The organism is Dehalogenimonas sp. W (assembly GCF_037094495.1).
In the GTDB taxonomy this organism is placed as follows: Bacteria; Chloroflexota; Dehalococcoidia; order Dehalococcoidales; family Dehalococcoidaceae; genus Dehalogenimonas; species Dehalogenimonas loeffleri.
The window spans coordinates 988,395-1,013,326 of sequence record NZ_CP146612.1; the positions used below are offsets into that span (position 1 = coordinate 988,395).

Here is a 24,932-nt window from a genome sequence, read left to right on the forward strand (position 1 = left end):
TATGAAAACAGTCGGTCTTCTGGGGGGCATGAAATGGGAGTCAACCGGACATTATTACCGGTTGATTAACGTCGGTGTGTCTCAGCAAGCCGGAGGCACTCATTCTACCAAAATATTTCTGGGCAGTTTTGATTTTGACGAAATTGAGCGGCTGCGCACCGTCGGTCAGCGGGCTGAGGCGGTGGCTTTATTGTCGCGGGCGGCCGATTCTCTGAAGGGAGCGGGGGCGGATTATCTGGTTATCTGCGGCAATGAGATGCACTCTATGGCAGATGATATGACAACGCCCTCTGCCGCTTCACTGCTGCGTATTACCGATGCGGTGGGTGAAGCGTTGCAACAACAGGGATTGCGGCGGGTGGGGTTGCTGGGCCCAGGATTTTTTGTCAGTGAAGCCCTGGACCGACGCCGGCTGGCCGAACAGTTTAATCTTGAAACGTGCCTGCCGGAAACTGCTGACCAGCGGGTAATTGATGGCATTATTTGTGATGAGCTGGCTCACGGTGTTATCAATGACACCTCCCGCCGCACCTGTTTGGCCGTCGCTCAAAAATTGATCAATCAAGATCTGGAAGGTCTTATTCTGGGGTGTCCGGAACTCACGCTTATCATAACCTCCGAGGATGTCGCCGTACCGGTATTTGACTCGTTGGAAGTGCATGCCGGGGTAATAGTGAAGCGGTTGACCGTGTAAAACCAGTGCCGTTGTACTTGACAGCCAGCTCCGGAAAGTTCAGAATAAGATGTTGTCCTTTCAGGATGATACTTATTCCCAGATAGGAAGTAGGTGATTCTTTTTGACCGAAGTCAGACCGGAATATAATGAAAGTTTTGAAGGTATGCTCAAGCGGTTCAACCGTAAGGTTCAGCTTGATGGCATTATCCGCGAATCCCGCCGGCGTGCCCGTTTTGAAAAACCGCTAACCCGGCGCAAGCGTAAGGAAACAGCTACCCGGCGCGCTGCGATCAAGGCCGCCCGCAAGGTAGCAGGCCGAAGATAGGTTTAGCTTAACAGGAAAAATCCGAAGCCCCCGCTTTAGAAGCGGGGGCTTCGCCAGTTCCAAACCCCGCATTTTTGGTTTTGTAGCTGCGGACATGATATAATGCCAACTCAGTTTGTCAGGAGAAAAATAACATGGTGAAACAGGCCGAAATGGACAAGAAACCGGTGGAACTCAAGACATTTATTGAGAACGTCAATAAAAAAGACAAGGTCAGTGGTCACAAGATCCACTTTGCCTTCTGTAACCGCAAACGCAAAGGCGGCTAGTTCAACCCGCTGGTTTCACAAGTTACAATAAAACCCATCGCGAAAAAAGCGATGGGTTTTTCTATTATCGTGAATTATTAAGGGCTGGAAAACCTGTAACCGCCCGGTCAGCCCCTTTCAAACGGGTGGTCTTCACGGTTGAAATCCGGCAGATAATAGTCCTGGGAGCTATCATCCTGCAACCAGCCGTTTTCCATTCCCAGCACGTCCAGCAGATTGATCACCCGGCGGTATTCCGCCGCATTGATGCTGCGGGACAGAAGCGGTACTTCCAAAGCCCGGTGACGGGGTGTGTACTGGGCCATCAAGCTGATTGGAACCGAGCGCGAAAGTTCACCGGCGATCCACTTAACACTGGCTTCACTGCCGGCCAGGTCATTAGGCAGAATCAGATGCCGGATGATAAGCCCGGAAACGGCGATGTCGTCCTCATCCAGCTCCAGTTCGCCCGTCTGGCGGTACATTTCTTTAATCGCCGCCCGGGCGGTCGGCACATAATGCGGCACGTCCGAAAGCCGTGCTGCCAGATTGGAATCGGCGTATTTTAAATCGGGCAGGTAGATACTGATGACGCCTTCCAGTTCCGCCAGCGTCTCAACGTCATCATAGGCGTTGGTATTATAGACCAGCGGCAGGCGCAGTCCCTGGGGCACCGCTTCAAAGATGGCCTGCAAAATCTGCGGGATGTAATGCGTCGGCGATACCAGATTGATATTGTGGCAGTTAAGTTCATTCTGCAGGTACAGCATTCGGTTGGCCAGGCGTGACGGGGACACCTGATTGGAGCGCTGGCGGTCAGGATCCTGCGATATCTGATGGTTCTGACAGTACACGCATCTCATATTGCAGTTGCCGAAAAAGATGGTGCCGGAACCGCGGCTGCCGCTCAGCACCGGTTCTTCGCCGTGGTGGGCGCATACTGAAGCGACAGCCACCAGCTTGCCGGCGTTGCAGGAACCGGTTTCATTCTTCAGTCGGTTGGCGCCGCAACGGCGGGGGCAGATGTCGCATTCTTCCAGCCGGGCTTCCAGCCGGGCAGCCCGGCGTTCCAGTTCGCCGGATTCGTAAAGTTCAATATAGGGTGGCGGTTGAGCCAAAATGGTCTCCTGACGGCCTGTTTAGTGCCCTTTTCCCGGGAGTTTGCCTTGTTCCCTGAGGACGTGTTCAATATTGCTGCGAACCGTGGCGCAGTCGGCCTCGGTCTTTAGCGCAAGCAGTTTGACTACTCCCGGCCAGGCTTGTTCTTCAGACTCGCGGCTGATGAAGGGGACGCTACCCTTCTTAACATCGGCTTTGCGGAACATGGCCTTGTTGTCAATGGAGTCCCAGTAGGGGATGATACCGAATTTGACCAGCCAATCCAGGGCATCCTGAGCGGTTAGCGAACTTGGCATAGCTTAAGTTTTACCCTCCTTCTTCTAACTTCTTAACTTTAGCGTTATTTCCTTTGGAGAAGCAAGCCCGGTCAGAGTCCGGCTTGTTCTAGTAACTGTCGTACTTTAGCTACGGCTGCATGAAGGCGTTTGGTGGTGCGCTCCCGCCCCAGCACCGCCATGGTCTCAAATAGCGGCGGTGAGACGTTCTGCCCGGTGACGGCTACCCGCAGACTACCGAAAAGTTGTCCCGGCTTGAGTTCTAATTCTTCGGCCAGGCTGCGGAGGCTGATTTCCATGGCATCAATGGTAAACTCCGGCATAGCTTCAATCCGGGCAAGCGAGGTTTCCAGCGCGGCCAGCGTCGGGGCCGCCGTCATTTTCTTGCCGATGAGGTCGGCAGGTAAATAAGCCAGTTCGTCGGTGAAAAAGAAACGGGTCAGCTCCGGCTGGTCCCGCAATTCTCCCAGTTTTTTCACCCGCTCCTGAACCAAGGCCAGCGCGTTCTTGACATAAACACGGTCAAAGTCGCCGGCTTCCGGTATTCCGGAAGTCAGAAAAGGTGTGGCGCGGTCGGTGAACTCATCCAGACTCAAGTCCCGGATGTAAACACCGTTCATCCAGTCCAGCTTTTCTACGTTGAAAATGGCGGCGGTTTTGGAAACGCGGTCAATTGAGAAATTTTCAATAATCTGCCCGATAGTCATCAGTTCGGTCTTGTCATCCAAAGACCAGCCCAGCAGCGTCAGGAAATTAAGCATGGTTTCCGGCAGATAACCTTGTTCCTTGTAATCAATAATGGATACCGCACCGTGGCGCTTGGACAGTTTGGAACGGTCGGTGCCCAGAATCATCGGCAAATGGGCGAACAATGGTGGTTCATAGCCCAGAGCCCGGTAGAGCATCACATGGCGTGGGGCGCTGGACAGCCATTCCTCACCGCGGATGACATGGCTGATTTTCATCTCGTGGTCATCCACGATATTAGCCAGGTGGTAGGTGGGAAAGCCGTCGCTCTTGAGTAATACAAAGTCATCCAGCAGGGAGTTGTCAAAGGTGACTTCGCCCCGAATCAGGTCGTTAAAGGTGGTGTTGCCGGACAACGGCACCTTGAATCTAACTACGGATTTAAGGCCTTCACCGGTAATAGTCTCCCGATCCCGACAGTGGCGGTCATAACCGGGTGGCAGCTTGGCGGCGGTTTGGGCGGCTCGCAACTCTTCCAACCGTTCGGAGGAACAGATGCAGCGGTAGGCGAAGCCGTCGGCGATGAGTTTTTCAGCCGCCGCCTGGTATTTTCCCAGCCGTTCGGACTGAAAATAGGGCCCGTAATCCCCGCCCTTTATCGGGCCTTCGTCCCAGTTCAGACCCAGCCAGCGCAGACCGTCAAGGATGGCGTCCACTGCGCCTTCAACGTATCTGGTGCGGTCGGTGTCCTCAATCCGAACCAGGAAACTGCCGCCGTGATGCCGGGCGAACAGCCAGTTAAATAAGGCGGCGCGGATGTTGCCGACATGCGGGTAGCCAGTGGGTGAGGGTGCGTAACGCACCCTGATTTGCTTGTTCATCATACCTCTGGTGTGAATAATACCGGTCTTTTTTATCGTCCTGTTCCGGGTCAGGAACGGCGGGAATCAGGCACCCGCCGGCGGTGCGGCTCTCTCAGTTTCCGGCAGCCGGGGCACCTTGACGACATAAGTCTCCGCTATTTTATCATGCCAGCCCTGGCGGCGTTCATCAAAGGCGATCCACAACAGACCGAAGAAAAGCGGCAAGGTGGAAACTATTGTACCCAGCAACCGGGTGATGCCGTGTCCGGTGTCTACGTCGGTACCGTCGGTGCGGATTAACTTGATGCCGGCAGTAATCATGCCCAGCGTCTGGCCGCGCCAGGCCCACAAGGCCACGAAATATACACCGCTGAGCATTGCGGACACCGGATTGGCGATGGCCACAAAGGGAATGGCTAGCAACGGCACATCAATGAAACCGCTCAGGTCAAAGAAATTACCGAAACCGAACCAGTGAAACGGAGTCAGGAACGAGGCAACGGCGCCCAGAACCGACAGGTCAATAATGAAAGCCCCGAATCTTCGCCAGAATCCGGCGAATTCCAGAGCCAGCGGTGCTTTGTTCTTCTCAGAAATCAATCAGGACTCCCGCGGATGCTCGGATAACCGGGGCATATTATACAACGAAGGCGGAGCCGGAGCTAGGTCAAGCCGGACAGGGGCACGGCCAGATCAGCGGGCAGGTCCGAGGAAAAGGTCATTGCCGCCCCGGTTACCGGGTGCCGGAAGGCGAGACGGTGAGCGTGCAGGAACTGCCGGGGGAATCTTTCTGACTTCACACCATAAGTTGTGTCGCCCACCACCGGATAGCCGATGGCCGCCAGATGGACGCGAATCTGGTGTGTTCGGCCGGTAAATATACGGATTTCCAACAGTGTGTGGCCTTTGAACCGCTGCACAACCTTAAACTGGCTGCGGGCTTCCCGGCCGTTTTCGGTCACTGCCATCTTCTTCCGGTTGACCTGAGCCCGGCCGATGGACGCTTCAATAATCCCTTCGGCCGGTTCTACGTTGCCTTTGACCAGCGCCAGATAAACCTTGGTCACCTCCCGGAGTTTGAACTGCTCTGAAAGAGCCGCCTGAATCTGCCTTGAGCGGGCCACTACCATCAAACCGGAAGTATCTTTGTCCAATCGGTGGACAATGCCCGGCCGTTCCCCACCGGCTTCAACCAGTTCAGGGAATCTGGCCAGGAGGGCATTCAGGAGCGTCCCTGAGGTGTGGCCGGGTGCGGGATGGGTGGTTAGCCCGGCGGGTTTGTTAATCACCGCCAGGTTGGCATCTTCATAGACAACCTCAACATGGATGTTTTCTGCCATCGCTTCAATCGGCAGCGGTGGAGGAATCTCCAGTGAGATGAGGTCGCCGGATTTCAACGGATGAGACGGCTTCACCGGTGACCCATTGACTGTTATCCGGCCTTCCCTGATCAATTCCTGAATATGGGCTCGCGACAGGTCCGGTACCTTACCGACGAGGTATTTATCCAGACGAGCCCCGTCGGCATCGGCGGTTAGTTTCTGTGATTCAGTCATCTCGATTGTCCGTATGATTTTCTGACCGGAGGTAAAGGACGGCCAGAGCGGTCATGCCGACCACCAGTGCCGAATCAGCAATATTGAAATTCGGCCAGATTCCGGCGCTCAGGAAATCGGTGACATAGCCGTAATAGATACGATCAATCAGGTTGCCCATAATGCCGCCGGCGATCAGCCCCAGCGTCAGACGGCCCCAAAGGCTGTTCAGAAAAGCGATACGGCGGGAGATAATCAGCCAGACAATTACAGCGAAAGCCGCGATACCGATGGTTATCAGCAACGGACGGGCGTCCTGAAAGATGCCGAAGGCCGCGCCGGTATTATGAACATAGACCAGCCGAAAAAAACCCTCAGCAGGGATACTCTCTCCCAGTGTCATGCCGCTGCGCACCAGGTGTTTGGTCAACTGGTCAACAGTCAGGACCGCGGTGAAGGCCGCATAGGGCAGCATCATCCGGTGCCCTATGCCGGCCGGGTCTGCTTGGATTTGCAGGCCATGCATTGCTTGGCGTAGGGCAAAGCGACCAGGCGCGCCGGGTCTATGGACTCGCCGCATTTTTCGCATTTGCCGAAAGTGCCTTTTTCCAGCTTCTGCAGGGCACTTTCAACCTCGGCCATCTGGTCCAGTACACGTTTTTCCAGCGCCAGACGGTTTTCCAGGTCGGCGGTTTCGGTAGCTTCTTCCTCTCGTTTGCCGAAAGGTGAACCCTCACGCCGGTCCTCCTGAGGTGCCGACGCTTTGAGCGATTCAAATTGCTCCTTCAACCGCGCCAGGTCTGTCTTCAGGCGGTCGTTTAATTCTTGATAGAGGGCTGTCTCTTTTTTGGTTGTCATTGTAAGTCCTCTCGGCTTATTTTAATATGACTGGGTATAATCGGGTAGTTCAGGGTAATCGGGAAGTGATGCTGCCGGCTGGAGAGTGGAGTTTTAGCGCCGGTAAGGCACTGCGGCGACTGCGCCGCATAAAAATGCGGACGGAAAACCGGAGAAATACTTCAGACTGTCTGTGGCGGCACAGCCCGGTCGGTTCATTAATAACATCTTAGCCCTAGTGTAGAACAAAACCCGGCTTAAGGCAACAAACAAAATCACACCCTCCGGCTTGTGATATACTGTAGCATCATTTATAAACGGTGAATACCTATGAGATCTAAAGACCTGCTTTCAATTTCTGATTTGGAAAGTCATGAGATACGCCTATTGCTGGCCGACGCAACGGCACTGAAGGCCGAACCGCGGCAAAATACGCTGGCGGGCAAGACGCTGGCACTGGTGTTTGAAAAGCCGTCGCTTCGGACCCGGGTCAGTTTTGAACTGGCTATAAAGCAACTCGGAGGGGAGGCCATCTACCTTTCGCCGGCTGAGGTTGGCCTGGGCAAGCGGGAAAGCGTGGCCGATGTTGCCCGGGTACTGTCCCGTTTTGTGGATGCCCTGGCGGTACGCACCTTCAGCCAGGGAACCCTGGAAGAACTGGCCCAGTGGGCTCGCGTCCCGGTAATTAACGCGCTGTCCGATACGGAACATCCCTGTCAGGCACTGGCTGATCTGCTGACGATATTTGAGCATAAAGGCGAGTTTCCCGGACTGAAGCTGGCCTATGTGGGCGATGGCAATAACGTGGCGGTCAGTCTGGCGCTGGCGGCGGCCTCGGTCGGACTGAATTGCACTGTTGCCACTCCCAAAGGCTATGAGATGCCGGCGGCGGCGGTCAGGCAGGCACGGGCGCTGGCGGCAACCAATAGATGCGTTTTCAATGCCGTTAATGACCCCGCTGAAGCCGTAAAAGGCGCTGATGCCGTCTATACCGATGTCTGGATCAGCATGGGACAGGAAGCCGAGAATGAAATTCGGCTAAAAGCCTTTGCCGGTTATCAGGTGGATGAAGCGCTGGTAAGTCAGGCCAAGCCGGATGCGCTCATTATGCATCCGCTGCCGGCGCACTATGGCCAGGAAGTGGCGGAAGGTTTGCTGGATCGGCCGCAATCGGTGGTATTTGATCAGGCCGAAAACCGGCTGCATGTTCAGAAAGCCCTGTTAGCGGATATGCTGGGCGGGTTGCTGATGTCCTGGGCGGCTTAACCGGCAACAACCCGCAGGGCCGGTAGGCAGGTATGGTACAATTGAAGTAGTGAACAGGGCCGGATTTCACCGGTTAATCCTTGGAATTTCACAATATGAAAGGGCTGGAAGCGGGCCTGGTGACGCCGAAAAATTTCCGGTTCAACGCCCGATTTTACATATATTTAACTTATTATGAATAATATACCGACCGTGGCCATCGTCGGCCGGCAGAATGTAGGTAAGTCTACACTGCTGAACCGGCTGACCGGCAAGCGACAGGCCATCACCGAAGACCTGCCCGGCACTACTCGTGACCGGCTGCACGTTCCCATGAATTATGCCGGCCGGGATTTCGTACTGGTTGATACCGGCGGCATGGTGCGCGGCGAAGATGGTGATTTCATTACCCATGCCGTCAATGACCAGGTAAGATTGGCGATGAAGGAAGCTTCGTTGATCCTTTTCCTGACTGAAGCCAAGACCGGTTTGACGCCTCAGGATGAGGAAGTGGCCGATGAAGTACGCCGCAGCGGCAAACCGGTGATCATGGTGGTCAACAAGGTAGACAATACCCGGTTAACCCACCACGCTGCGGAATTTCATGCCCTGGGATTGGGTGAACCGATGCCCATTTCAGCCTACCACGGACGCGGTGCCGAAGACTTGCTGGACCTGGTCGTGGAAATGCTGCCGCCGGAGGAAAAAGCCCCTAATGAACCTGACCGATTGCAAATTGCCATCGCCGGCCGGGCTAATGTGGGTAAATCATCGCTGTTGAATGCATTTATCGGGGAAGAACGAGCCATTGTTTCCGCTGTGCCCGGCACTACCCGGGACGCGATTGATACACCTATTGACTTTGAAGCCGGGGGTGTGGTACTTATAGATACTGCTGGCATCAGGCGGCGCGGCAAGATTGAACGGGGTATTGAAGAATACAGCGTCATCCGTTCGTTACATGCCATTGACCGGGCCGACGTGGTTCTCATCGTCCTTGATGCCGGTGAGCCGGCGACCGCCCAGGACACTCACATCGCCGGCTATGCCAGGGATAAGTGCCGCGGTCTGATTCTGGTAATTAACAAGTCTGATCTGCTGAAAGAAGTGGATATGGCTAATTTTGATAGAAATATGGCGTCCCGCTTCAAGTTTATTCCCTATGCCCGTCGTCTCTATGTTTCTGCATTGACAGGGGAAGGGCTTGAGGGGGTGATTCCCGCAGCTTTTGAAGTGCAGCAGGAGCGCAAAAGGCGCATACCTACCCCTGAGCTTAACAGCCTGATTCGCCATGCCCTGGCCCGACATTCGCCGCCCAGCGCTCACGGCCGGGTGCTGAAGGTGCTTTATGCTACTCAGGTAGGAGTCTGCCCGCCGGAGATTGTATTTTTTGTTAATGACCCGGCTCTGGTTCATTTTTCCTTTGAACGCTTTCTGGAGAACCGGTTGCGGGAAACCTACGGTTTTGCCGGGACGCCGATTAAACTGACCTTTAAGGGCAGAGGTGAAAAATAATGTTCGCGACTGAGTTTTTAGTCGTTCTGATAGCTTCCTATCTTATCGGCAGCATTCCGATCGGGTATCTGATTGCCCGGCGCAAGGCAAAGATTGATATCACCACTCACGGCAGCGGCCGCACCGGGGCGACTAACGTCCTCAGAACACTGGGGCGCAAAATGGCGGCTTTGGTCGCCTTCATGGACATGCTCAAGGGTGTGGCGGCGGTGTGTTTGGCGGGGGTGGTCATCGGCCATGAGTTTGTCCTCATCGGTGACTATCATATGGGGCTGCTGATGGTGCAGGTTATGGCGGCGCTGGCCGCGGTAGCCGGTCATATCTTCCCGGTCTTTAATCGTTTCAAGGGCGGGCGTGGTGTGGCGACCTTCTTCGGTGGGTTCATTGCTTTATATCCGCTGGCGGCGATATTTGGCGGCGAGATCTTTATCATCAGTATCGGGCTGACCGGCTTTGCGTCGCTGGGCAGTATTGCCGGGGTAACCGGGGCGTACGCCATCATGATTCCGCTGTCGCTGATGAGCGGGCTGCCGGTAGAGTACCTTATATATTCGCTGGTTGGTGCCGTGGTTATCATCATCATGCACCGTGATAATATTCAGCGTTTAATCGCCGGGAAAGAACGAAAAATTTCTGAAAAGGCGCGTTAAGCGATTGGATCCGGCCAACCTTAACAAGGCGGTTCTTCAATGCCTAAAATAGCCGTTATCGGCGCAACAACCTGGGGTATAACGCTGGCCTCTGTATTGTCCCGCAAAGAGGCTGGAATCCGTATTTTGGCCCGGACGGAAGAAGAAGCATCCCGCGTCCGGCAGAGTATTTTCAAGGCCTCCAAACTACCGGAAAGCTTCGTGTTACCTTATGGCATCAGGGTTACTGCGGATGTTGAAGAGGCGACCCACAATACCGACGCTGTTATCCTGGCGGTGCCGTCGCAGTCCATGCGGGCTAATTTAGAAACGGTGTCGCCGTTTTTCAGCAAGCGGACGCTCATTATATCGGCCGCTAAAGGGTTGGAAATTGCCAGCGGCAAGCGCATGACTCAGGTCATCAAAGATGAAACCCGTAAAGAACATCACGCCAATATCTGTGTCCTCTCCGGCCCTAATCTGGCCTGGGAGATACTGGCCGGAAAACCGGCTGTGGCCGTGGTGGCTGCCGAGAACGAATCCCGTGCCCGCCGGGGCGTCAAGCTGATCAACGCGCCTGATTTCTGCGCCTTCACCAATACCGACGTGATCGGCGTGGAACTGGGCGGCGCGCTTAAAAATATCATTGCCCTGGGAGCCGGCGTCGTGGACGGGTTAGGCTACGGCGATAACACCAAAGCGGCGCTGATGACACGCGGACTGACTGAAATTACCGCCCTGGGCACGGCTTTGGGCGCCAATCCGCTGACCTTATCCGGACTGGCGGGTCAGGGTGACCTGATTGCGACCTGTTCCAGTAAGCTGTCCCGCAATCATCAGGTTGGGGAGCGCCTGACCCGGGGAGAAGCCCTCAAAGACATTGAAGCCACCATGAGCGGGGTGGCCGAAGGTGTGGCTACCACACTGGTGGCCTGGAATCTGGCCCAGAAACTGGGCATTGAGATGCCGATTACCGAAAGGCTCTACCGGGTGCTGTATCAGGGTGAAGATGTCCGGGCGGCGGTCAAAGACCTGATGGCAGCCGTAGCCGGCCATGAACTGGCCGGGCGTAAATGGAATTTGTTTAACTTATTTCGCCGGCGCAAGAAGCCGGAGATAACCTTTTAGGGCGCAGGGAGTCGTCTCTAAGAGGGGCTGCGTGATGTTAAAACAGCGGTTTTTAATTTGACATGACCGGCTTTGAACCCTATTATTTAGTACTATTCATAACATTTCAAAGACAGTTATAAGGTAATGCCAATCACGCCCGATTATACCCGATGGGTATATGGCGGCGTTTGTTTTGAGAATTAAGGGCGAAGGAGAGTTCATGGAGACAATCGCGCCGGTACAAGACCCGGGTCTGGAATCCGAAGAAGCCAGAAAACGTAAGAAATACATGGTGGACCTGTTTGTGGTTCAGGCCAAAAACTATGACTTTCACGATGATATTTACGGTTTTTACGCTCACCGTTTGTGGGTGAGGACCATGGTCAAAATCATAGAGAAGTTTATGAAGGGCAAAAAGCGGGCCGATATGCTGGATATGGGTTGCGGCACCGGGTTTGTGACCTTTAATGTGGCCCGTAAACTCCCCAGCATTGATATTGAATCATTTGACCTGTCCCCCGATATGATTGCCGTTGCCAAGGAACGCTATGAAAAGGGTTTCAAAGGCCGCAAAATCAAGTTCTGGGTGGCGGACGCTGAGATTCCGTTCGGGGTCAACAAATACGATATCGTCACCACGTCCTTCGCTTTCCGCAACTTTGCCAATAAGAACCTGGCGACCAAAAATGTATTCAATGCCCTTAAACCCGGCGGTATTTTCATTATTCAGGACCTGACCAAACCGGAAAAACACCCGATGAAGGGCCTCTACGCTTTTTACATGAAATATATCCTGCCGATTATCGCCCGGATTCTCGGGACTGAGAAATCAGCCGCGGGCTGGCTCAAGAAGAGCACCGATTTTATGCCGAAAAATGCGCAGCTTCAGAAAATCCTGGAGGATGCCGGCATGGTCAACTGCTATTATAAAAGCCTGTCCGGCGGTATTGCCTGTATCGTCGTCGGCTACAAGCCGGAGGCTTAGCATGGGGGAAGGGACGATAGCAGCGGGGCAGCACCTTCAAGACCCGGGTTTTGAGTCTGAAGCAGCCAAAAAGCGCAAAGCGTATATGCTGGAGCTTTTCGGCTATCAGGCCCCCAAGTATGATCTTCATGACGATATCATCGGTATGGGTATTCATCGCCGGTGGGTCAAGGATGTCCTCAAGGTTATCGGTCATTATAAAAAAGACAAAACAGAACTGAAGATGCTGGATCTGGCCTGCGGCACCGGCTTCGTCACCTTCAATACCACGCGCAATTTTCCGGAATTAAAGATTGATGCCTTTGACCTGGTGCCGGAAATGGTTGAGGTGGCGAAAAAACGTTACGACAAGGCCTTTAAGGGTAGGGACATTAATTTCTGGGTGGGCGATTCTGAAGTGCCTTACGGTGAGAATAAGTATGACATCATCACCACCTGTTTTGCCTTCCGTAATTTTGCCAATAAGAACCTGGCCGCACAGAATGTGTTCAAGGCGCTTAAGCCCGGCGGTATCTTTATCATTCAGGATATGACCAAGCCGGAAAAACAACCTTTGCGCGGTTTATATCTCTTTGCTCTGAAATACCTGTTGCCGGTCATCGGCACGATTCTGGGGACAGCCAAGGGGTCGCCGCGCTATCTTTATCATTCGGTGATGTTGTTGCCGAAAAACACCGACATCGCCAAAATACTGACTGATAACGGTTTTACCGATGTATGGCACAAATACCAAAGCGGCGGTATGGGGACCGTTGTGGCGGGCTATAAGAAATGAAGAGGGACATGGCAGAATTACAGACCTTTAAATATGACATCGGCGGCGGACGCTTCCGTTCCATCTACCTGGGTCGCGACATTCTGGACCAACTGGCCGATTGCGCGGGTGGTCTGGGCGCCGATAAGTTTTTCATCATTACCGATGACAACGTGGCCGGTGCTTTTCTGGAACCCGTCAAGGCGGAACTGTCGAAAGTAGCCGAAACCCATGCCCTGATATTTCCCGCCGGTGAACAATCCAAGACCCTGACCACGCTGGAAGAGCTGGGTGCCAAGGTGCTTGACGCCCGCGCCACCAAGTCCAGTGTGATTGTCTGTCTGGGCGGCGGCGTGGTGGGCAATCTCGGCGGTCTGCTTTCCGCCCTGCTGTTCCGGGGTATCCGCTTTTTCCATATTCCCACCACCATGGTGGCCCAGATTGATTCGGCCATCGGGCAGAAGCAGGCGGTTAATTACAAAAGGGGCAAGAATCTCTTCGGGCAGTATTACCCGCCGGAATTCGTGTTTATTGACTTCGGTTTTCTGCGAAAACTGCCGGAGCGACAGATTAAAGCCGGGCTGGCTGAATCGGTTAAGCACGGTTTGTGTCAGGAAGAAACCTTTTTTGAATACATCAATCAGAGAGCGCCGGAGTTTTCCTGGGATGATATTGAGTATATCTCGGCCCACACTATTGAACTGAAACTGGAACTGCTGGTTATTGATCCGTATGAGGGCAAGCTGGATCCGCAATTGGAACTGGGCCATACCATCGGTCATGCGCTGGAGATCAGGAAAAACGGCCAACTGCTGCACGGTGAATCCATCGCCATCGGCATGACAGTTGAATCCCGTATTTCGGTGGCTCAGGGTTTCATGGAACCGGAACTGGCCGAACGTATAGAAGCTATTTTCCAGAAAATTGGTCTGCCGACCCGTATTCCGGCCGACATTTCCATTGATCAGATTTTGGAGACGCTCACCTTTGATAATAAGCGGCGTACCGCCATTAATGACTTTTTCCTCCTTGAAAAATTCGGTAGCTTCCACAAGGAGAACGGCAAGATTTCCTGCAAAGTTCCGGAGCCGCTGCTGAGACAGGTTCTTGAGCGCTGCTACTAGCCCGGTTGCGGTACCCTTTAATTACTGGGTACAGGCTGCCCGACTGAAATTTCTGCCGCAAGGCGTTCTGCCGGTCATTATCGGCGGCGCGGCGGCCGTGTCGCAAGAGGTTTTTAACCCCGGTTATTTCGTGCTGGCTTTTATCGCGGCAGCCGCGGTGCAAGTCGGTCTGACCATGTTTAACGATACACTGGATTTCCAGTACGGCACCGACCGTTCAACCCCCGGGGCCAAGAACCCCTTTTCCGGTGGCTCCGGTGTGTTGACCACCGGCCGTATTCAGCCGCGACAGGCGATGCAGGTAATCATCGGGCTATATATACTGGCTCTGGTCATCGGTATTTACTTCGCCTTTGTCGTCGGCATCGCCAGCCTGGGTATTGCGGCGATTGGGGCGGCTATCTCCATTGTTTATTCGGCTCGGCCATTTCGGCTGGCTTATCGAGGCCTGGGGGAGCTGGCTATGCTGATCGGCTACGGCCCGGTGATAACCGGCTGGGCTTATTATATCCACGCAGGGGTGTTGACCAGTGATATCCTGTTGATTGGGCTGATTCCGGGCTTGAGCATGTGGACGATGATTCTGATTAATGAAATACCGGACTATGCTGAAGACCGGCAGGCGGGTAAGAAAAACCTGACCTACCGGCTGGGGCCGGCCGGGGCTAAAAATCTTTTTATCGGGTCACTGGCCGGGATTTATATTTTTATTGCCTGGTTATTGATAATCGGCGTCTTGCCCGGAGCTGCCGGGCTGGTTTTCGGCGGTCTGCCGCTGGCTTTTGCCGCCGCCCGCGCCGCCCATCTTCATTATTCCAATCCGCTTAAAGTAGCCGCGGCCAACAAATATATGGTTCTGGTCTATTTTGTTACCAATACGGCGGTGGCCGCAGGATTATTAATAGGATGAGAGGTTGAGCCATGGTAGAACCTAAATTTTTTGAGACGATTGCTCCGGCATATGACTTTCTGACCAGGTTGTTCATGGGCGGGACTTATGAAAGCATGCGTAAACGGATGCTTAACGAAGATACCTCCCATATGGATATTCTGGACCTGTGCTGCGGCACCGGTTATATCTGTAACACGATTGAAGCCAGACGGATAGTTGGCTTGGATCAATCCGACGCTATGCTGGCGCGTAACGCCAAGGTGAAGCGGGAAAACAAAACGCTCATCAAAGGCAATGCCTACCAAATGGATTTCAAGCCGGAAGAATTTGACCGGGTCTACAATTCCAGTGCCTCTCATGAGTTTAAACTTTTTTCGCGTCTGATTCAGAAGAGCTACGAGATACTCAAGCCGGGCGGCAAGTTAATCATTTTTGATATTTACCAGCCGAAAAACCCGATTCTTTCCTTTTTCATGAATACCTTTGTCCGTTATGTGGTTGAGCGCGGCATTATGTTTGTGCATACCAAGGATGAATGGCGTAAAATGCTTCAGGATGCCGGTTTTATAATTGAAGAGCTGGACGTGGTTCGGGGATTGTATATATTCGCCCGGGTCAGGAAGCCGGAATAAGGAGTAATTGTTAATTACCACGATAAAAGTGGTATAATACCGCTTCAGAGAAAAAGGAGGGAACTATCAAATTATGGGATTGACACTGGGTGAAGCCATCAGGCACATTGTCAACAAAAACTATGCGATAGTGTCCGCCGACCTCTTTGATGAGTGTCTGGGACGCAAGTATGAGGGAACTGCCAATGTGCCGGCCAAAGAAAAAACGACCTGGCCGATGAAAATTGAAGAAAAGCTCAAGGAAGTACACCAGGTGAAGTTGGGCGAGGGCGAGTTCAAATGGACCCGTCAGGATATTGGCTCCGATACCTACCTTGACGTCAAACTCTGGCTGGAGGATGAACTGGGCTTGCCGCATAAGGAAGTTGACCGCGGTTTCAAGCTGGGTGTAAGCAATTAGACCAGCTTATTCAGGTTAATTGACCGGCCGCCATGAGGCGGCTGGTTTTATTTTAAGCCGTGGTGTTGACACTCGCCACTGCCCTGCCTAGAATCTGTTAGTAATTAAATGAGGAAGTAATGATATGAGCCTTAAATTAAGTCTGGCAACGGAACTGAAAGATGCCCTGCGTGCCGGGGAGAAATGTAAGCTTAACACCCTGCGGTTGATCATGTCCGCTATCAATTATGCGGAGATTGAGCAGCAGAAGGAATTGGATGATGCCGCAGTTCATGTGGTTATCAGCAAAATGGCCAAGCAGCGTCGGGAGAGCATTGAGGCTTTTCAGTCCGGCAATCGGCCGGATCTGGTGGCTCTGGAGCAGGCGGAACTGGATATTCTGGAAAACTACCTGCCGAAGCAGCTCAGCCGCGAAGAAATAACTGTTGAAGCCAAAAAAGTCATCGCTGAAACCGGCGCTGCCGGGCCGCGGGATATGGGCAAGGTGATGGGGAAACTGACCCCGATGTTGCGGGGCAAAGCCGATGGGAAAGAAGTGGCGGCGGTGGTGACGGAGTTGCTGAAGCAGTAGCCGGTAAGGTTTTTCGGGTTATTGTATTCGCCAGGCGTGCAACGGTTAGGCGTCAAACACACTGTCGTGAGGATGCTTGCGTGAAGCCTGCAAGGACTTGATTTCTGACTTTATCAATTTATCTAAAATCTCCTGCAAGGATGTTTGTTCCTCCGGGGTCAGGGCACAAAAAATAGAAACGAAACAATCGGTCATTAAAACCGGGTCAAATGCGTGTTTACCAGCCTCTGTTATTCTTACCAGATGTTTACGGGTGCCGGGAACAACACTGGTGCTGACAAGCCCCTTGTCTTTCAACCTGCCGACCAGACGAATGATGGTGCTTCGTTCTTTGAGAGTCATAACCATCAAATCTTCAATCAGGTAATCCCTGCCATCGTATATTGTGTGCAACAGAGCCCCTTGCTCCGGCGGCATGGACTTAACATGGGCCATCTCTCTGATCAATATCCGGTCCATCAAAGTTTTTGACTGAGCCAACAGGCAACCCAGTTCAATTTCTTGTTTGAAGTAATGGTTCAATTGATTACTCCCTTGTATTCTCCGTGCTGTTTGATTATACACCAATAAAAAATACGCATAAAGTACTAATTCTAAAGTACGATGACAAAATATAATGATGAGGTGTATTATTACATGTAAGAATAAATTACCTTAAGGAGAAAGAAAATGACAGTCAGGTTCCACTCAACAATTTCCCGCCGTGATTTTATGAAAGGACTCGGGTTGACCGGCGCCGGGTTAGGTGTTGCGGCGGCTGCAACTCCCGGTTTTCATGACCTGGACGAGTTAGTCGGTTCGTATGAACAAAAGCGTGATTGGTGGATCAGGGAACGGGATTATGAGGACATTACTACTGAAGTAGATTGGGATGTTTATCAGGCATATGACCCTAAAACTCACCCCGCAGTGCCGGTCTCGGATGCAGTCAGGGCGGCTACTCAGGCACGGGTGGCCAAAGACAAGTCCGAGGGACTTGCAGGGAGGCTGCCCGGTTATGATCGGCGCGGCATGGCATGGTACTCCGCCTCAGGTCAATTTAACTTCAGCGTGCCGTGGACCGGTTCCAACAGTTACTGGAAACCTTCAGAAGGTGATAATGCTGTTCCGTATAATGAAAGTTCCGATTATAACCTTCAGGTGTTGAGGGCTGCCTTTCATTCATTCGGCACACCGGCGGTCGGGGTGATTGAATTGAACGAACACATGAAGCGCTTGTTCAATAAAGGACTGTGCGTGTGGGAAGATATTGATGAACCGTTCCAGGATGAACAGAAACTGTACCATATACCCAACAAATGCAAATGGCTCGTGGTTTGGGAGAGTCAGATGACTCAAAGTCAGGGCACGTTTGGGTATTCCAAAAACCCTGATACTCTCAGCGGCTACGGTTCATCTGTGCCTTTGGGCAGAATGGATATGCAGGGTTATGACTGGGCCGGATCGGTATGGAACCGCGCCACTTCTTTTATCAAGGGACTGGGATACTATGCTCTCAGGCCTGGTGGTATGATGCCATCGCAAAATACTGCTTATGGCGTTTTTGCTGGCCTTTCCGAGCAAGGGCGGCCTCACTATCGCATGAGCCCCGGTTGGGGGCTTTGCAGCCGCTACGCTGATTCGGCGATTACTGATATGCCTTTAGCCCCGACCAAACCGATTGATTTTGGCGGTCACCGCTTTTGTAATACCTGCAAACGTTGTGGTGAGGTCTGCCCGAGTCAGTCAATTGACATGTCCGATGAGCCCAGTTGGGATACGGTAGTGCCCCGTAATAATCCTGGTATCAAGGCCTTCTGGATGAACTGGGATACCTGTTCCGGTTTCGGCGCTCCGGTGAACTGCGGAATTTGTCAACCGACCTGCCCCTTTAACCATCCGTCCGAGGCCATTATTCATCCGGTTGTCAGGGCTGTCGCCGGCAATACCGGTATTTTTAACGGTTTCTTTGCCACAATGGATAGAACCTTTGGATACGGAAAAGTGCGTTCTGAGGATGAAATGGAAGCCTGGTGGACCCGAGACCTTTCAACATTCAAGGGCGATACCATCAATGGTGCCGGTAAATTTAACTGGTAGTGTTACCGTATCACGGCTGTTTATAAGAATAGAAGGGGGATGGCTCAAAGCCATCCCCCTTCGGGTTTTCCAGTGCTACATCTCCACCACGCCCCACGGCAATGCCTCATTATCATCATAACGCCGGTGGGCGTAATCTTCGGTTGACAACCCTTGCTGTTTCATCGCCCGCCGCCAGCCGGCCAGAGACATCCGGTCCATTGTCTCTATTACTGCTGCCAGGCGTTCGTCACCGCGGGACAGGGCGGCCTGAACCAGCCCCCAATCCACGTTGTCCGGTTTGACCTTGACGCCCCGGGGCGCCAGACTCCGGCTCAGCATCTCAAACCGCCGATTGATATCGGCAGCAGCGGCCATCGGTTGCCGTTCAAATGAAGTTTGAGGTTTGGGGACAAAGGCGGAAACATTCAGGGACAGGAGTAACCGGTATTTGTCTGCCTCAGCTTTACAGCGGAGTACCAGCGCCGCCAGATCAGCTGCGTCTTCATCCTTTTCTTCAGGCAGGCCGACCATGGCGTAGAGGGTCAGCTGCCGGATACCGGCGGCGCCGATTTTGCCGACCGCCTCAGCCACATCATCGTCGGAAAACCCTTTGCCGATGGCGCGGCGCATGTGGTCGCTTCCGGCTTCCGGGGCAATGGTCAGGCTTTTTACGCCGCCTTTTACCAGTTCGGTAATCACCTCAGTGGAAATCGGTTTGACTCTCATGGAACCCATTGACAGGCTGAAGCCCATTTCCCGTAAACATCGCAGCAGCTCCAATATCTGCGGATGTTCACTCACCACCGGGCCGACCAGCGCCACCCGGTTGCGGTACTTCAGGTTTTTTGCGGCTTCACTGAGCAACACCTCAACTGAACGCCAGCGGAAGGGGCAAAAAGCCCCGGCCACCAGACAGAAGCGGCAGGCAAAACGGCACCCCCGCTGAACTTCCAGCAGGTACATGTCGCCGAATTCAGTATCATCGGTAAATACCTGGGTGCTGACCGGGAAGCTGTCCATATCGGCCGTATAGAGCCTCTTGACCGCGTGTTTGCTGTGCCCCGGCACATATATGCCGGGCAGAGTTGCCAGTTGGGCCAGAAGTTGGTGACGCGGGGTGGTGCCACCGGTTTTTAGGGTATCCAGCAATCCCGGTAGTATCGCTTCCGCCTCACCAATGCAGACGGCATCAAAAAAGGCCGCAGTCGGGGCGGGATTGGCGGTCAGGGTGGCACCGCCGCCGATGATCAGGGGGTGGGATTCGTCCCGGTCACGGGCGTAAACCGGCAGACCGGCGGCGCGTAAAATCCGGGGAATATTAAAATAGTCCAGTTCCCAGGATACCGAAAAAGCCAGAACGCTGAAATCGGTTAACGGGCGGCGGCTTTCAACCGACAGAGCCCCGCTGGTTGACAGTTCCTGCTCATCCCAGAAGACGCGCTCGGCCAGAAAATCCTCGCGGTTGTTAAACCACTTATAGAGGGCATGTATGCCCAGGTTAGACATGCCGAGACGGTAATTGTTCGGAAAGACGATCGCCGCCGGCACTTGGCCGCCCCAATCTTTCAGGACAGCGCCGGACTCGGCTTCAAAACGGTCTTTGAGCGCCCTATTCCAGACCATCGGGGTTGCCCCGCTGGGGTAGCGGCGGAAAAGGCGGTGGTTGATTGGGAGTTGGAGATGACGGTGTTTGAGCCGGGGTAGTCGTTCCGTTGCCGTTCACCGCTGGCGTACTTTGAGTGTTATCGTCTTTATTCACCGGGCGTTGCTGCGGCCGTGGCCGACGGGCCCGGCGGGAGCGTTGCGGACCCGGTGTTTTCCAGGTACCCCGGAGCATGTTACCATCAATGACGTGAACCACGTCGGCTACTTTCCGCAACGGTACGGAGGTGCGCTCTTCACCGAAAAGTGCGACTTCAACGTGTTTGCCGTAATCCTTGATTGCCTGCAGGGCGCCGACGAAGTCGGAATCTCCGGCCACCAGAATGCCGGTGTTGTAATTGTTCTTGAAGCAGTGGGTCAGCATGTCGGTGGCCAGCATCACGTCCACCCCTTTTTCAAAGGGCGGCGTATTGGGCCAGCCGCTTGTATAGACCAGCCTGCCTAATCTTAATTCGGTATAGGGCATCGCTTCAACACCGTCAAAGAAAACCCGCTGGTCCTTGTAGCGCTCCGGCTCCTCCCGCTGGCCGACTTCCACGTTGTAGTAATAAATGCGCACCAACCGGCGTTTGCCGACCAGTTTGGCGCAGAACTGGGCCAGGTCAATATCCGAACGATGAAAATGGGCTTTTAGTGAATGATACATATTGGACCCGTCAATGAAAATCATGACGCGATCATCTTGGTCGGTCAAGGAAATACCTCCTGTGTCAATATGTTCATTATAAGCCGTCAGGAAAGGAATTACTAACGCCCGTCCATTGACACGATGACAGACGGATTGTATTAAGCGGTCTTGAAACCGTACAATATACCCATGAGCGTTCCCAGGTTGCTGTCCCAACTGCAGGAAACCGACATTGCCCTTGCTGAACGGCGTCAGCAGGCGGCAGCGTTTAAGGCTGAATTGGCGGCCGACCCGCTGGCCGTGGAGCGTGCCGCCATCGCAGCTAAAAAGGACGACCTGGAAAAACTGCGTCATGATCTGCGGGAGATAGCGGCGGAAGTTGATGACTTTTCGGCCCGTATCAAGCACCACGAGGATCAGCTCTACAGCGGGCGGGTCACCAGTCCCAAGGAACTATCGGCGCTGCAGAAGGACATAGATCTGTTAAAAAGCCATCGGGCACCCGGTGAGGAACAGGAACTTAGCCTGATGGAAACCATTGAAGAAACTGAAAAGGCCATTGATGACGCCGAAATCGCTTTACAGCGGCATAAAGAAGCCCTGTCGCGCCGCCGTGTTGAATTATCCGCCGGACTGACCAAACTTGAGGCGGAGTTAGCCGGGTTGGAAAAACATCGCCAGGAATTGTCGGCGGAATTATCCCCGGCGGTCAATACTCAGTATGATCTGCTGAAGAAGCAAAAAGGCCGGGCGGTGGCCCGTCTGGAGCAGGGCGTTTGCCGGGGTTGCGGTATTGCTGTGACCACCTCCTGGATGCATCGCGCCCGCGCCGGCGAAGTAGTCGGCTGCCCATCATGTGGCCGTATTTTATTTTTGGAGTAATTCATTTGACGCAACTTATTGCCAACTCCGACGGCGCCAGCCGCGGCAATCCCGGCGCAGCCGCGCTGGGGGTTATTATAAAAAATCCAGCCGGCGAGATAGTCCTGGAAGTCAGCCGTTGTCTGGGACGCCTGACTAATAATCAGGCCGAATACGCGGCGGTTATCGTAGCGTTGGAAGAAGCGCATAAACTGGGGGCCGATGAACTCCTGCTTAAAGCTGACTCAGAACTGGTAGTTAAGCAGCTTAGCGGTCAGTACCGGGTAAAAAATGCCGGTCTGGCACCTTTATATGCCAAAGTTAAGGCTCTGGAAGTCAAATTCAAAAGCGTAAAATACCGCTATGTTCCCCGTGAGCACAACCGCGAAGCCGATGCCCTGGCCAACCGGGCGCTGGACGGCAAAATTAACTGATTTCACCCCTTGACTATGATGTTAACCGTTTGGCGTAGTTCAACTTTCCTCGGTTAATCTGACGTAAATGGCATCGCCGATCTCCCGGTCGGTGGCGAACTGGCTGTTGCCGGCCTGAAATACATAAGACGGGAAGGTCTGGATAAGTTTAACCGGTGCACCGGGCAGTATGCCCATGGCCATCAGCTTTTGCAGCTTACCGGCCTCCGGCGCGTACAAGTAGGCCACCTTCCCCTTTTGCCCGGGTTTCAGTTCCGACAGCGGCGAAACCAGTTTGTGCGGTTTGGTGGAAGCCTGTTCACAGCATTTACCGGGTGGAATCGGTTTATTGTGCGGACAAACCTTGGGGTGTCCCAGCAGAACGCAGATGTTTTCGTCCAGCCCCTTGTCCAGTAGATGTTCAAATTTACAGGCCTTGTCATGCATCACCCGGTCACGCGTCCCCAGAACGTCATAAAGCAGTCTTTCCGCCAGACGGTGACGCCTGACTACGCTGCGCGCTTCCGGAAGACCTTTTTCGGTCAGCGACAGGCTGCCGTCACCGGCGCTGACGACCAACCCGTGTTCAATCAGCTGGGCCAGTGTCTGCCGACCGCGGAATTCGTCAGCACCGATACTGGTCTTTTCTTCCAGGGTCTTTATCCAGAGCGCTTCCAGTATTTCTTCGCCATGCTCATCAATATTCACGGTTTTCTCCTCAGTTTCCTTATCGTTGAAATCAGCCGGGACTCAGCCGGTGTTTCATAGGCGCAGTTAGGACAGCGTACCAGCCGGCAATTTTTACCAACCGGACAGGAACCGCAAAAAGCAGTTCCGGCGGCGGCGTCAAATTCGTGGCCGCAGTAGGGGCACTTCATGGTTTCATTGTTTGTGGTCACAGATTAACCCCCAGCAATTTTAAAGTCCGGTCAAGCACCAGGCCGACCAGGAAGGCGAAGGGGAAGATAAATCCGGCGATAGCCAGGGCTGTTTTCCAGCCACGCTCCTTAATCATGACCATGAATTGGGCGATACAGGGTACGAAGAGCGTCATCACCACCGCTGAAACCAGCAGCCCGTTACCAAACAGAATACCTTCGGTGGCCAGGTCATACAATCCGGCAGCGCCGAAGTCACGGCGGAAAAAGCCGATAATAAAGGCCACCGCCGCCTCAGCCGGGATGCCGACGAATTCAATGACTGGTTTGAGTGCGTTGATCAGTATATCCAGCAGTCCGACCGCGTCGCCGGCCCACAATACCACGCTGGCCAGCAGGAAGAAGGGTATGACTTCCATTAAATACCATTCCAGCCGGGCATAGGTCTTGGTCAGCACGTTGGCTAAACGCGGCAGGCGCAACGGGGGGATTTCCATGTAAAAACTGGCGCGTTCTCCGGAAATCAAACGGGAAGCCAGGTAGCCAACCAGCAGGAAAACCAGCAGCACCACTCCCAGCCAGGTTAGAATCATGCCGGTTGAGACCGACAAGATACCGAAGATAACACCCAGCTGAGCAGAGCAGGGAATCGCCAGTGCCAGCAGCAGGGTGGTGATGACGCGCTCTCGTTTGGTCTCCTGGGTTCGGGTGACGATGGTGGCCATGGTGTCGCAGCCCAGCCCCAGGACGATGGGGATCACCGCGCGGCCGTTCAAGCCGATGAACTTGAATAACCGGTCTACCAGCATGGCCAACCGGGGCAGGTAACCGGAATCCTCAATTATGGAAAAGATGATAAAGAAGGTGCTTACAATCGGCAGGATTATACCGATGGCATAAGTGAGGCCCAGGGTGATGACGCCGTAATCGCCGATAAACAAGTCGGCGATAATTTTTACCGGAATCAGATTGCCTAAAACATCCTGAAGCCAGGGGTTGATATACTGGCCGAAAACGACTTCCTCCAGCCAGCCGACCAGCGTGCCGGCACCGAAGACGCCGACGAAGAAATACATCACCATCAGCACCGCTGCCAGGATGAGACTCCCGGACAGGGGGTGCATCATGGCGCGGGACAGCTTTTCCCGGAAAGGCGGCTTGTCGTCCGCCCGCTGGGTCATGACCTTTCGGACCATTTGCTGGGCTGCCCGCTGCTGGCTGACCGCCAACAGATACGCCGGGGTCTGGTTTATTGAGGCACGGACTTCGCTGATGATTTTCTCAATGGCTTTGATATCAGCTCCGTCATCAGTGAGTAATTGAAGTATCTGGGTATCGTCCCGAAGCAACAGCAAGGCGATGGCGCGGGGCGACAATTTGCGGACCGCCGGTTGATTTTTAACCAACGGCAGGAGCGCAGCCACGGCCTGTTCAATAGTGTTATCGTAAAATACCGGCAGATTCAGGCAGACCGGCTGGTAGTTAAGGACAGCCTGCTTCAGTTCATTGATGCCGCGGCCCAGATTAGCCGCGGTTTTCTGCACCGGCACTCCAAGTTCAATGGACAGCAGGTCGGTATCAATATCAATTCCCAGGGCTTGCGTCTCGTCCATCATGTTCAGCACCAGGATTACCGGGAGCCCCGCTTCAATCAGCTGGTAGGTGATGGGCAGCATCCGCTCCAGGTTTTTGGCATCCACCACATGAAGCACCACATCCGGTTTCTCCTGTAACAGGATTGCCCGGGCGACCCTTTCCTCCTCGGTGATGGAATGCAGGGAGTACATGCCGGGGGTATCAACGACTTCCACGTGATGGCCGTTAAAACTGGTCCGACCGCGAAAGACATCCACCGTAGTTCCGGGGTAATTGGAAATGACTACCCGGCGACCCGTCAGACTGTGAAAGACAGAACTTTTTCCGACATTGGGGCTGCCTACCAGGGCGACCTTAAGGGTGCCGGCGGCAGCCGCTGGTTCAGATGATGGATTGTGGCAAGTGGACATG

Annotated in this window: 30 protein-coding genes; 17 read left to right on the plus strand and 13 right to left on the minus strand. The window is 53.8% G+C overall.

The window, feature by feature from the left end:
* Position 1: 1 nt before the first annotated feature.
* The 3 genes from V8247_RS05105 (at position 2) to V8247_RS05115 (ending at position 1,270) form a co-directional block, all read left to right on the plus strand.
* A complete protein-coding gene (locus V8247_RS05105) occupies positions 2-694 on the plus strand; it encodes an amino acid racemase (protein ID WP_338736761.1) in 693 nt (230 codons plus the stop codon).
* A gap of 103 nt (positions 695-797) precedes the next feature.
* Positions 798-1,001, plus strand: coding sequence for a 30S ribosomal protein S21 (gene rpsU, locus V8247_RS05110; protein WP_338736762.1), 204 nt, complete (start codon positions 798-800; stop codon positions 999-1,001).
* A 134-nt stretch (positions 1,002-1,135) separates the two neighbouring features.
* Positions 1,136-1,270: a hypothetical protein gene (locus tag V8247_RS05115; protein WP_338736763.1), complete on the plus strand. Its 135-nt coding sequence runs from the start codon at positions 1,136-1,138 to the stop codon at positions 1,268-1,270.
* Positions 1,271-1,377: 107 nt separating this feature from the next.
* Here V8247_RS05115 and V8247_RS05120 read toward each other — a convergent pair whose 3' ends face one another.
* The 7 genes from V8247_RS05120 to V8247_RS05150 form a co-directional block, all read right to left on the minus strand.
* Entirely contained in the window at positions 1,378-2,367 is a 990-nt protein-coding gene (locus V8247_RS05120) for a radical SAM protein (protein WP_338736764.1), read from the minus strand.
* A gap of 21 nt (positions 2,368-2,388) precedes the next feature.
* The gene (locus V8247_RS05125) at positions 2,389-2,664 is read right to left on the minus strand and encodes a hypothetical protein (RefSeq protein ID WP_338736765.1); all 276 of its coding nucleotides are present in this window, start codon (positions 2,662-2,664) and stop codon (positions 2,389-2,391) included.
* Positions 2,665-2,735: 71 nt separating this feature from the next.
* The gene (gltX, locus tag V8247_RS05130) at positions 2,736-4,211 is read right to left on the minus strand and encodes a glutamate--tRNA ligase (protein WP_338736766.1); all 1,476 of its coding nucleotides are present in this window, start codon (positions 4,209-4,211) and stop codon (positions 2,736-2,738) included.
* Between the two features lie 66 nt (positions 4,212-4,277).
* Positions 4,278-4,793 (minus strand): RDD family protein, encoded by a 516-nt coding sequence (locus V8247_RS05135; RefSeq protein WP_338736767.1) that lies wholly within the window; start codon positions 4,791-4,793, stop codon positions 4,278-4,280.
* A gap of 62 nt (positions 4,794-4,855) precedes the next feature.
* Positions 4,856-5,749, minus strand: coding sequence for an RluA family pseudouridine synthase (locus V8247_RS05140; protein ID WP_338736768.1), 894 nt, complete (start codon positions 5,747-5,749; stop codon positions 4,856-4,858).
* Positions 5,742-6,203, minus strand: coding sequence for a signal peptidase II (lspA, locus tag V8247_RS05145; RefSeq protein ID WP_338736769.1), 462 nt, complete (start codon positions 6,201-6,203; stop codon positions 5,742-5,744). The genes V8247_RS05140 and lspA overlap by 8 nt, the downstream gene beginning before the upstream one ends.
* 11 nt (positions 6,204-6,214) lie before the next feature.
* Entirely contained in the window at positions 6,215-6,586 is a 372-nt protein-coding gene (locus tag V8247_RS05150; RefSeq protein WP_338736770.1) for a TraR/DksA family transcriptional regulator, read from the minus strand.
* Positions 6,587-6,895: 309 nt separating this feature from the next.
* Here V8247_RS05150 and argF point away from each other — a divergent pair, with 309 nt between their 5' ends.
* From argF to V8247_RS05205, 11 genes are all read left to right on the plus strand, one after another.
* Positions 6,896-7,831, plus strand: a complete 936-nt coding sequence (argF, locus tag V8247_RS05155) for an ornithine carbamoyltransferase (protein WP_338736771.1) — start codon at positions 6,896-6,898, stop codon at positions 7,829-7,831.
* A 174-nt stretch (positions 7,832-8,005) separates the two neighbouring features.
* The gene (gene der, locus V8247_RS05160; RefSeq protein WP_338736772.1) at positions 8,006-9,325 is read left to right on the plus strand and encodes a ribosome biogenesis GTPase Der; all 1,320 of its coding nucleotides are present in this window, start codon (positions 8,006-8,008) and stop codon (positions 9,323-9,325) included.
* Complete coding sequence (gene plsY, locus V8247_RS05165; protein ID WP_338736773.1) at positions 9,325-9,975, plus strand: glycerol-3-phosphate 1-O-acyltransferase PlsY; 651 nt, start codon at positions 9,325-9,327, stop codon at positions 9,973-9,975. The genes der and plsY overlap by 1 nt, the downstream gene beginning before the upstream one ends.
* Positions 9,976-10,014: 39 nt before the next feature.
* Positions 10,015-11,082 (plus strand): NAD(P)H-dependent glycerol-3-phosphate dehydrogenase, encoded by a 1,068-nt coding sequence (locus tag V8247_RS05170; RefSeq protein WP_338736774.1) that lies wholly within the window; start codon positions 10,015-10,017, stop codon positions 11,080-11,082.
* Between the two features lie 202 nt (positions 11,083-11,284).
* Positions 11,285-12,049 (plus strand): ubiquinone/menaquinone biosynthesis methyltransferase, encoded by a 765-nt coding sequence (locus V8247_RS05175; RefSeq protein ID WP_338736775.1) that lies wholly within the window; start codon positions 11,285-11,287, stop codon positions 12,047-12,049.
* A gap of 1 nt (position 12,050) precedes the next feature.
* Positions 12,051-12,824, plus strand: coding sequence for a class I SAM-dependent methyltransferase (locus V8247_RS05180; protein ID WP_338736776.1), 774 nt, complete (start codon positions 12,051-12,053; stop codon positions 12,822-12,824).
* Between the two features lie 8 nt (positions 12,825-12,832).
* Complete coding sequence (locus V8247_RS05185; RefSeq protein WP_338736777.1) at positions 12,833-13,927, plus strand: iron-containing alcohol dehydrogenase; 1,095 nt, start codon at positions 12,833-12,835, stop codon at positions 13,925-13,927.
* Positions 13,911-14,837, plus strand: a complete 927-nt coding sequence (locus V8247_RS05190; protein WP_338736778.1) for a prenyltransferase — start codon at positions 13,911-13,913, stop codon at positions 14,835-14,837. The genes V8247_RS05185 and V8247_RS05190 overlap by 17 nt, the downstream gene beginning before the upstream one ends.
* Positions 14,838-14,848: 11 nt before the next feature.
* A complete protein-coding gene (locus V8247_RS05195) occupies positions 14,849-15,451 on the plus strand; it encodes a methyltransferase domain-containing protein (protein ID WP_338736780.1) in 603 nt (200 codons plus the stop codon).
* A 73-nt stretch (positions 15,452-15,524) separates the two neighbouring features.
* On the plus strand, positions 15,525-15,851 hold the full coding sequence (locus tag V8247_RS05200) for a hypothetical protein (RefSeq protein WP_338736781.1): 327 nt from the start codon (positions 15,525-15,527) through the stop codon (positions 15,849-15,851).
* Between the two features lie 124 nt (positions 15,852-15,975).
* A complete protein-coding gene (locus V8247_RS05205; protein ID WP_338736782.1) occupies positions 15,976-16,422 on the plus strand; it encodes a GatB/YqeY domain-containing protein in 447 nt (148 codons plus the stop codon).
* A gap of 45 nt (positions 16,423-16,467) precedes the next feature.
* On the opposite strand, the gene V8247_RS05210 is transcribed toward V8247_RS05205, so the two are convergent.
* Positions 16,468-16,944, minus strand: coding sequence for a MarR family winged helix-turn-helix transcriptional regulator (locus V8247_RS05210; protein ID WP_338736783.1), 477 nt, complete (start codon positions 16,942-16,944; stop codon positions 16,468-16,470).
* A gap of 147 nt (positions 16,945-17,091) precedes the next feature.
* On the opposite strand from V8247_RS05210, the gene V8247_RS05215 reads away from it, so the two are divergent.
* Positions 17,092-18,501 carry a reductive dehalogenase gene (locus V8247_RS05215; RefSeq protein ID WP_338736784.1) on the plus strand — a complete coding sequence of 470 codons (1,410 nt, stop codon included), beginning with the start codon at positions 17,092-17,094 and terminating at the stop codon, positions 18,499-18,501.
* Between the two features lie 75 nt (positions 18,502-18,576).
* On the opposite strand, the gene V8247_RS05220 is transcribed toward V8247_RS05215, so the two are convergent.
* Together V8247_RS05220 and V8247_RS05225 are read right to left on the minus strand one after the other, a co-directional pair.
* Complete coding sequence (locus V8247_RS05220; RefSeq protein ID WP_338736785.1) at positions 18,577-20,106, minus strand: radical SAM protein; 1,530 nt, start codon at positions 20,104-20,106, stop codon at positions 18,577-18,579.
* Positions 20,093-20,839: an NYN domain-containing protein gene (locus V8247_RS05225; RefSeq protein ID WP_338736786.1), complete on the minus strand. Its 747-nt coding sequence runs from the start codon at positions 20,837-20,839 to the stop codon at positions 20,093-20,095. The genes V8247_RS05220 and V8247_RS05225 overlap by 14 nt, the downstream gene beginning before the upstream one ends.
* 102 nt (positions 20,840-20,941) lie before the next feature.
* On the opposite strand from V8247_RS05225, the gene V8247_RS05230 reads away from it, so the two are divergent.
* Positions 20,942-21,655, plus strand: a complete 714-nt coding sequence (locus tag V8247_RS05230) for a C4-type zinc ribbon domain-containing protein (RefSeq protein ID WP_338736787.1) — start codon at positions 20,942-20,944, stop codon at positions 21,653-21,655.
* 5 nt (positions 21,656-21,660) lie between these two features.
* Positions 21,661-22,068, plus strand: a complete 408-nt coding sequence (locus V8247_RS05235; RefSeq protein WP_338736788.1) for a ribonuclease HI family protein — start codon at positions 21,661-21,663, stop codon at positions 22,066-22,068.
* Positions 22,069-22,107: 39 nt separating this feature from the next.
* Here V8247_RS05235 and V8247_RS05240 read toward each other — a convergent pair whose 3' ends face one another.
* From V8247_RS05240 to feoB, 3 genes are read right to left on the minus strand one after another with little or no spacing between them, the layout of a single operon-like run.
* Entirely contained in the window at positions 22,108-22,755 is a 648-nt protein-coding gene (locus V8247_RS05240; RefSeq protein WP_338736789.1) for a metal-dependent transcriptional regulator, read from the minus strand.
* Complete coding sequence (locus tag V8247_RS05245) at positions 22,752-22,946, minus strand: hypothetical protein (RefSeq protein ID WP_338736790.1); 195 nt, start codon at positions 22,944-22,946, stop codon at positions 22,752-22,754. Before V8247_RS05245 ends, V8247_RS05240 begins: the two co-directional genes overlap by 4 nt.
* Positions 22,943-24,931: a ferrous iron transport protein B gene (feoB, locus tag V8247_RS05250; protein WP_338736791.1), complete on the minus strand. Its 1,989-nt coding sequence runs from the start codon at positions 24,929-24,931 to the stop codon at positions 22,943-22,945. Before feoB ends, V8247_RS05245 begins: the two co-directional genes overlap by 4 nt.
* Between the last annotated feature and the right edge of the window lies 1 nt (position 24,932).

Coding starts and splice junctions, on each gene's coding strand:
- V8247_RS05105 (WP_338736761.1), top strand. CDS start 2: ATGAAAACAGTCGGTCTTCTGGGGGGCATGAAATGGGAGTCAACCGGA.
- V8247_RS05115 (WP_338736763.1), top strand. CDS start 1,136: ATGGTGAAACAGGCCGAAATGGACAAGAAACCGGTGGAACTCAAGACA.
- V8247_RS05125 (WP_338736765.1), bottom strand. CDS start 2,664: ATGCCAAGTTCGCTAACCGCTCAGGATGCCCTGGATTGGCTGGTCAAA.
- gltX (WP_338736766.1), bottom strand. CDS start 4,211: ATGAACAAGCAAATCAGGGTGCGTTACGCACCCTCACCCACTGGCTAC.
- V8247_RS05140 (WP_338736768.1), bottom strand. CDS start 5,749: ATGACTGAATCACAGAAACTAACCGCCGATGCCGACGGGGCTCGTCTG.
- lspA (WP_338736769.1), bottom strand. CDS start 6,203: ATGCTGCCCTATGCGGCCTTCACCGCGGTCCTGACTGTTGACCAGTTG.
- V8247_RS05150 (WP_338736770.1), bottom strand. CDS start 6,586: ATGACAACCAAAAAAGAGACAGCCCTCTATCAAGAATTAAACGACCGC.
- argF (WP_338736771.1), top strand. CDS start 6,896: ATGAGATCTAAAGACCTGCTTTCAATTTCTGATTTGGAAAGTCATGAG.
- der (WP_338736772.1), top strand. CDS start 8,006: ATGAATAATATACCGACCGTGGCCATCGTCGGCCGGCAGAATGTAGGT.
- plsY (WP_338736773.1), top strand. CDS start 9,325: ATGTTCGCGACTGAGTTTTTAGTCGTTCTGATAGCTTCCTATCTTATC.
- V8247_RS05170 (WP_338736774.1), top strand. CDS start 10,015: ATGCCTAAAATAGCCGTTATCGGCGCAACAACCTGGGGTATAACGCTG.
- V8247_RS05175 (WP_338736775.1), top strand. CDS start 11,285: ATGGAGACAATCGCGCCGGTACAAGACCCGGGTCTGGAATCCGAAGAA.
- V8247_RS05180 (WP_338736776.1), top strand. CDS start 12,051: ATGGGGGAAGGGACGATAGCAGCGGGGCAGCACCTTCAAGACCCGGGT.
- V8247_RS05185 (WP_338736777.1), top strand. CDS start 12,833: ATGGCAGAATTACAGACCTTTAAATATGACATCGGCGGCGGACGCTTC.
- V8247_RS05195 (WP_338736780.1), top strand. CDS start 14,849: ATGGTAGAACCTAAATTTTTTGAGACGATTGCTCCGGCATATGACTTT.
- V8247_RS05200 (WP_338736781.1), top strand. CDS start 15,525: ATGGGATTGACACTGGGTGAAGCCATCAGGCACATTGTCAACAAAAAC.
- V8247_RS05205 (WP_338736782.1), top strand. CDS start 15,976: ATGAGCCTTAAATTAAGTCTGGCAACGGAACTGAAAGATGCCCTGCGT.
- V8247_RS05215 (WP_338736784.1), top strand. CDS start 17,092: ATGACAGTCAGGTTCCACTCAACAATTTCCCGCCGTGATTTTATGAAA.
- V8247_RS05220 (WP_338736785.1), bottom strand. CDS start 20,106: ATGGTCTGGAATAGGGCGCTCAAAGACCGTTTTGAAGCCGAGTCCGGC.
- feoB (WP_338736791.1), bottom strand. CDS start 24,931: ATGTCCACTTGCCACAATCCATCATCTGAACCAGCGGCTGCCGCCGGC.